The sequence below is a fragment of the Methylobacterium sp. V23 genome, assembly GCF_002917135.1.
Taxonomy (GTDB): Bacteria; Pseudomonadota; Alphaproteobacteria; order Rhizobiales; family Beijerinckiaceae; genus Methylobacterium.
In genome coordinates this window covers 1-6,838 of sequence record NZ_PDHT01000076.1, presented here as the reverse complement: position 1 = coordinate 6,838, position 6,838 = coordinate 1, and the positions used below count along the sequence as shown (strand labels likewise).

Annotated in this window: 6 protein-coding genes and 1 pseudogene; 5 read left to right on the top strand and 2 right to left on the bottom strand. The window is 58.1% G+C overall.

The window, feature by feature from the left end:
* Positions 1–31: 31 nt before the first annotated feature.
* Positions 32–499 carry a MucR family transcriptional regulator gene (locus tag CRT23_RS26950; RefSeq protein ID WP_103712566.1) on the bottom strand — a complete coding sequence of 156 codons (468 nt, stop codon included), beginning with the start codon at positions 497–499 and terminating at the stop codon, positions 32–34.
* Between the two features lie 166 nt (positions 500–665).
* Here CRT23_RS26950 and CRT23_RS29815 point away from each other — a divergent pair, with 166 nt between their 5' ends.
* Positions 666–935 carry a hypothetical protein gene (locus CRT23_RS29815; RefSeq protein WP_181017500.1) on the top strand — a complete coding sequence of 90 codons (270 nt, stop codon included), beginning with the start codon at positions 666–668 and terminating at the stop codon, positions 933–935.
* Positions 936–943: 8 nt separating this feature from the next.
* Here CRT23_RS29815 and CRT23_RS26940 read toward each other — a convergent pair whose 3' ends face one another.
* Positions 944–1,657, bottom strand: a complete 714-nt coding sequence (locus CRT23_RS26940; RefSeq protein ID WP_245436635.1) for a Crp/Fnr family transcriptional regulator — start codon at positions 1,655–1,657, stop codon at positions 944–946.
* Positions 1,658–2,148: 491 nt separating this feature from the next.
* Here CRT23_RS26940 and CRT23_RS26935 point away from each other — a divergent pair, with 491 nt between their 5' ends.
* The 4 genes and pseudogenes from CRT23_RS26935 to CRT23_RS26915 all read left to right on the top strand — a co-directional run.
* A complete protein-coding gene (locus tag CRT23_RS26935; RefSeq protein ID WP_103712567.1) occupies positions 2,149–2,613 on the top strand; it encodes a MucR family transcriptional regulator in 465 nt (154 codons plus the stop codon).
* A 479-nt stretch (positions 2,614–3,092) separates the two neighbouring features.
* Positions 3,093–3,356 (top strand): hypothetical protein, encoded by a 264-nt coding sequence (locus CRT23_RS28245; RefSeq protein ID WP_146056548.1) that lies wholly within the window; start codon positions 3,093–3,095, stop codon positions 3,354–3,356.
* A gap of 1,883 nt (positions 3,357–5,239) precedes the next feature.
* Positions 5,240–5,983: a Crp/Fnr family transcriptional regulator gene (locus CRT23_RS26925; protein WP_103712562.1), complete on the top strand. Its 744-nt coding sequence runs from the start codon at positions 5,240–5,242 to the stop codon at positions 5,981–5,983.
* A gap of 515 nt (positions 5,984–6,498) precedes the next feature.
* A pseudogene (locus CRT23_RS26915) lies at positions 6,499–6,838 on the top strand (hypothetical protein); the annotation flags it as partial.

Sequence of the window (6,838 nt, the reverse complement as noted above, 5' to 3'; positions counted from 1 at the left end):
ACTGCCGAGCATGGCGCGAACGATGGAAGGGTCATGCAGCCCTCGTGCGCCCTTCAGCTTTCGGCACAGCGTCCTCGCTGCGATAGCTGATCCGGCCGAGACCAATGGACTTCGCCAGGGTAGAGCGCTTCTCAGCGTAGGACGGGGCGACCATCGGATAGTCGGCCGGAAGGCCATAGCGTTGCCGGTATCCTTGCGGATCAAAGCCATGGGCAGTCAGATGGCGCTTCAAGGTTTTATAGGTCTTGCCATCCAAGAAGCTGACGATGCCGTCCGGCATCACGGATTTGCGGATCTGGGCCGCCGTCGGCTTCTCGATCTCGGCTTCCGGAGCAGCTTGGACGGTCCCATTGGCAAGCCCCACAAGAGCGGCATGGATGCCTTTGATCAGGGCTGGCAGTTCGGAAGTCGGAACGGAGTTGTTCGACACATATGCGGAGACGATGTCGCCTGCGAGTTCGATGAGGTTGGTGGCCTGGTTTTCTGAGTTCTCTGACATGCTTCTATTCGGTTGTGGTGCCCCCCACGCGGTGGCAATCGTACATTCAGAGCTGATCCTCAAGTCACGTTTCCGGATCTCATGGGGGCTACAGCAGACCTCATGACCAATCCGCAAATCAGTTCGGCTCGCTGGTTTCGCTCAAGGCATCGAACGCAGCATCACCGTGAGCAGCGACGCCAAGGAGACATCACGAAGGCGAGCCCCCCCGGGCATCGAGCTGCGCCGTGATCCAGTCCTGCGCTTCATCCAGGTTGGTGAACAAAGGGGGGCCCGGATGATCAACGCGCCCGAAGCCAGCCTCAAGGAACCACTTGCCAGCCTCATCCCCGTGCTGCTCACAGAGTTGTACGAGCACCGCCACGAGGAAGCCATCGTTGAAGACCAGCCGGCTCTCAGTGTCGTCACTGCTCGTTGCAACATGAACGGGCTGTAGATGTAGGCTCATCCAGAGGTGCGCTTCCCCAAGTGCAGGTACGTTGGGTCAAACTCTCCCGCGTGAACAAGTTCACTCCAAGCGTGAATGACCAGTTCGTTACTCTTCAACGTGATCAGGTCTTTGCTGCGCATCTCCTGCAGAACGCGGTTGGCGTGGACGTTCGACATGCCCAAGGCATCGGCAAGCTGGCCCTGAGTGAGAGGCAGGGTGCAGCGGTGCTCCTTAGCGAACCCTACAGCCTCAAGCTTGAGGTACATCTCGCAGAACAGGTGCGCGACGCGGCCGTAAGACGACTTTCGGCCTATGCCGGTCATCCACTCGCGGAAGATTGCTGCATCAACCAGGGTATCTCGCCAGAGCACGGCCGCGAGACCAGGGAAGCGGGCAACCAGCTCGCGCAGGTTCTCATGCGGGATGAAAGCGAGCGTGGCCTCGGTGAGTGTCGCGAGGCTGTGATCCATGGTTTGGAGGTGCAGGCTTTGCAGGTCGGGGGTGTCGCCGGGAATGTGAAACGACAGGATCTGGCGCTTCCCCTCACCAAGAAGCTTATAACGGTACGCCCAGCCCTCCACGATTAGGCAGCACTGCGAGGGCCTGTCGCCGTCCTGAACGATGTCCTGTCCAGACCCAAGAGGGCGGACGCGAATTGGAAGGCTCTGAAGGGCCTGCCGTTCCTCCTGGGAGAGGTCAGCGATGCTCTCAAGCTTGCGAACCAGCATGCTGATTGGGTCGTGATCGGATGCGACAGGCATGGCGGCCTCGCCTTGCGTTGCAGGCGGAAGCGCGCGGGTCTCCCAGCCATCAGCACCTGGGTCGAGTTCGCTGATGATGGAGCCAGAAATAGGAAGATGATGGTCACTGGCTACAACATAGGTTAATTACCTAAAGTGGCACCGATCGAACGTCGGACATCAGACAACCTAGACCGCCCAAAGAGCTTCACCTTGTTTTGCCCCATCTGGTCCGAGACCAGCAACCGCAGCTCTGGAGGGCGATGACGCGCTCCGCGGTAGCGTGACATACGATCTAAATGCGGCACGCATCTTTACATCGGGAATGGAGATCTGATCAATGGCTCGACTCGCGGTGTCGTCCTCTGCAGGAGAACCGCGGGATCATTAGGCCGTAAGGATTTCACGTGCTCGACACTCCGGAAGAAGATACCTCTCAAGAAGCCGCACTCCAAGAAGCCACTGTCGATTACGTCGACATGACTGCCGACATCGTGTCGGCATACGTCTCTAAGAACTCCGTCCGGCCTGCTGATCTCGGCGAGTTGATCACTTCCGTGCATCAGACCCTCAAGGGGCTCAGCGAGCCTGCTACACCGGCCGCTGACCAGATCGAGAAGCCCACGCCTGCGCAGATCAAGAAGTCGATCACGCCGGACGCACTCATCAGCTTCGAGGACGGCAAGCCCTATAAGACGCTGCGCCGTCACCTGACCCTTCGGGGGCTTTCTCCTGAGGCCTACCGCGCCAAGCACGGCCTGCCTGCCGATTACCCGATGACCGCTGCCAGCTATTCGGCGCAGCGTTCCGAACTGGCTCGCTCGCTGGGACTCGGGAGCTATCGGAAGGGTCAGATCAAGGCTGCGGAGCCTGAGGAGGCCGCATCTGAAGCCCCGGCCGAGCCGAAGCAGAAGAAGGCTGGGCGGCCACGTAAGGTTTCTTGAGGCAGCTAAAGCCGATGGTGCTGGGGTTTAGCCCCAGCCTTTGAAGGCAAGCGCTCTCTAACCCGTAATGCACCTCCAAAACTCGACAGCCAGAGCACTCTCAAGCGCCACGGTACCCGAGACCGCCTTCCGAAGGAGGCGTTTGCTTCGGAGCCTTCTCGTAGTCACGCTCCTCAGGCGCGCCCATGTCGCCCGGCTCAGAGGCGCCAGGGGAGTTCGGTCCTTGCGGCTCAGGACGGACTGCTGTGTCCTCGTAAGTCCGTGGACCCGTTGGGTTTAGCGATGGGTCATTCGGGCTGGCAGGCGGCTCAGGCGCTCTCACGGCTTGCTCCGTTGATGGAGAAGATCACTGACGACAAGGCCCTGTCGCACATAGGGTTCCTCACTAACCCTTATGAACAAAGCTAAGGGATCAGGTCAGCGGCTTTTCACACCTGTCAGGAGCGCTTCTGTAACAGTCGGGATGCGCAGGGGCAGGGATGACACAGGGTTCACCCGGCCTTGGTCTCGCCGCGCCTGCATGGCATGGCAGCGACATGCTGGAACAAATAAAGCCAACTTACCGTGTCGTAACGCGTCGCTGTTCACTGAACGAAGATCGCTACAGGTGGCTGCTTCTCTCGTCCGATCGCGCACACAAGATCCACGCGCCCGACTCCTATAAAACTGAAGCCGAAGCCCAGAGATTGGGCGAGATCGAAGCTTCTTTTCTGAACGAGCAGGATTGCTCTGCATTTAGCTGATCCCGCATCATCCTCGCCAAGGTAGCACCCGGTTTATAAAAGCCGGGGCCTCCTTGGGTGCAGACCCGTGCTGAGCGGCGGACGCTTTATCCATGCGAACCCTGCCCATCCCTGTCACGCGGCTTCCAGTTTCGGTGGCAATCTCATCAGCAAGCAATTGGTCTAATTCGGTATCGGCGTTCTAGACCTGTCTGCGGTCCACAGAGCAGACTGCGAGCGGTGCTATTTACCTCGAATGCACAAGCCATCACGGAAGCGGTACTCGTGATCTTGCTTCCGTAGGTACATATGCGCAGTCGAATTCTGGCAAGCACAGGCGATAGCCAGAGATCCGAAGAAGCTGGCACCCTGACGCTTCGATGAAGGTGAGGGAGGACAGCCCTACAGGCTCCCTCCACAGCGCCCAATGCCGCTCAGCCGAGATGCCGAATCGTGCATGGCAGAGCGAATGGCGCCACGCCGATCAAAGGGCAAGCGTCACGTAGTAAAATGCGCTACGAGAAAATCTCAAATAAATTGATGGAGCTAATATGGACGAGGCCTCGTACGCTCTCATGGTCAATTTGACTGCGCAAATGGAAACTATGCGGACCGCAATGATTCAACTTGCAAGCAGCCATATCCGGTCGCTACCTATCTCGATGAAAGAGAGTGCCTTGCTGGAATTGCAAGATGCTATGAGTGAAATACCGATGCCAAAAAGTCCCTCACGAGAAGGTGAGGACACCTTCCATAAAAACGTTCGATCTGTCGTTCCAGGGCATGCTCAATTGTTTGTGCAAGAGCTTCGGCGGGAGCTCTCTAAAACGAACTAATATCGAAAGGGATCATTCTCAGCCCGAGCTTGAACATGGATAAAGCTAAGTTGGCAACATGCGACTTGGATTGCGTACCCGAGCGCGCCACATCGGAGGTATGATCCACTGAAATAAGGAACTTTAAAAGTGAGCGACGAACTCAAAAGACTACAAATCCCCCTTGAGAACGCAACAAGTGCTCCGATCATCTTCCTGGATGAGGCGCCGGTCTTCGGTATGCACGGGGCAGTAGGCCATGTCGCACTTACTGCGGTCATCCAAGACGAAGACGGACAAGGGGGCGTGACTGCGAGGCGGGTCGTTGTCGCCCATCTACGCGGCACAGTGGAGGCCTTTGCGTCACTTCGTAATGCGATCAACGGAATGGAATTGATCCTCACAGGACCAGCGCGACCTGAGGGACCGACGAATTAATTGGCATTAGCGGGACGCTGGCAGGCTTGGGCGTGATTATAGCGGAAAAGCCTTGCCGTACCGGCTGGCGGTCGTCCTGGGGCATTCTGGAGCACATAGGAGCCGATGAAGTGTGCCAAGCGCACTCACATATTCGAGCGATGAGCGAGCCGAGCGCCACTTACCCTTACGTTTTAGAAGTTCAGCCGAACCCACACGCCAAAGGAAGTTGGCAATGGGCTATTCGGCAAAACGGTAAGCTTATTCAACGATCGGATCGCGCGGCGAACTCCGAGTTGCCCGCACTCGCGCGGGGGTTAGAGCAAATCGAGAAGCTGATCCACGGCGCATATGACGAGCGGCGGTGAAACGCTCAAGGCTGCGTGGAACACATAGCGCAAGAGTGTCGGAAAACGATCGGATCCCCGACAGATCGTTCAGGTTGCTATCGCCCCTTTGCAGCCCTCCGGGAGGTCCGCTCCCGGAGGGATCACCGGTAAAACGGATAACTGACTTTTTGTGCCAGCACTCTGATATTTCAGGCATCCCTAATTTGCATTATTGCTTTTCGATAGCTTCGCTCTAGGTTGTAAAAATCGTCAGTCGTTTCGACACAGGTTCTGATGCCTGGAAGAGCCGTGCGCTTCCGCCTGCAATGCAAGGCAAAGCCACATGGCCTCGATGTCTCCCCATTTGCTCCAGCCGATGATCACAAAGCTGGAGAGCATCTCCTCCCTCACGGAGGAGGAGCGCTACGCCGTCGAGAGCCTGCCCGTTCGCGTTCGGACGCACCAATCGCGAGAGGACATTGTTCGCGATGGCGACAGGGTCTCGCAGTGTTGCCTCATCCTCGAAGGCTGGGCCTACCGCTACAAGATCCTGGGCGGGGGCAGGCGCCAAATCTTCTCGTTCCACATCGCGGGTGACATTCCAGATCTGCCAAGCCTGCACATCCCGCTGATGGATCACAGCCTTGCCACGATGACGAAAGCCACCGTGGCCTTCATCCCTCATGAAGCGATGCGGGATCTCACCTACCAGTTCCCTCGCCTCGCCGCCGTGCTTTGGCGCGACACGCTGGTGGATGCGGGGATCTTCCGTGAGTGGATGGCATGCATGGGCCAACGCTCGGCTTATGATCATCTCGCCCACCTCTTCTGCGAGCTGTACCTCAAGCAGGAGGCCGTAGGCTTGGCCGGCGAGCACCGCTGTCCCTTGCCGATGACGCAGGCCGACCTCGGGGACGCAACGGGCATGTCGAACGTGCACGTCAACCGCACCCTGCAAGAGATGCGAGGCGACGGCCTCATCATCCTGCGTAACAAAACCCTGGTCATCAAAGCCTGGAATGAACTGATCCGCGCGGCTGAGTTTGACGATACGTACCTTCACCTACGGGAGCGCACCGTCGGATGAGCTTGCATCTCCAGCCGGTTCAGGTTGCCACTGGCAGCGCTGACAGCGACAGCCACCTCGTCTTCTCTGACGGCTTCCTGGTGGCGGTGTTAGTTCACCTCTCTGACCAGCACGAGGAGGAAGCCGGAATGTGGTACCTGGAGGCTGGGTTCGGGCCGATCTCAGGACCTGACGAGCCGCCCTTCGTGAACCTAGATGCGGCACAAGCCTGGATCTCGTCGCGTCTTGCCACGAGGTCCGTACGCGACCGTGGCAGGCATTAGGTCAGATGCGGAACGTCTGCTTCGGACCAAAGAGCTAAGGTCCAGTTGCCGCCCTTCTGGGACATCGCGGCATCTGACGGCAAAAGTCAGGAAAACGATCGGATATCTAACAGAAAACCAGATAGGAGGAATGTTTTGTGGTGCTGTTCCTCCCCGAGGTTCCATCGCAACCAATCATCTCGCGATCAGTTTCCTGTGATCAGCACGTGCGAACGCGTCTGCGCTGTTCCCAGCTGATCCAAGGACATCGACATGCAGGCTTTGAAGGCGATGATGATCGCCGCGTTGGTTCTGACACCAGCTTTTGCACTTGCTCAAGGTGCTTCGGTTCAGTCTCCGAGCGATAGCACCGGCGGCACTGGTAGACCTGCGAACATCTGCCAAGAACTCGTTGCCTTCGTTAAACAGCCCGAGGCCGCGACCAAGGCTGCAGAGACACCGCCACAGCTCGCAACAGCTGTGACGGCCAAGAAGAGCGACGATACGTCTGCAAAACCTTCAGCGCCGGGTACGCCGCAGAACACCTCCGGTCAGAGTGGGCAGATCACAGCGTCTGGACCGGGTGCTGCCGGTCCACAGGGGGACGCGCAAA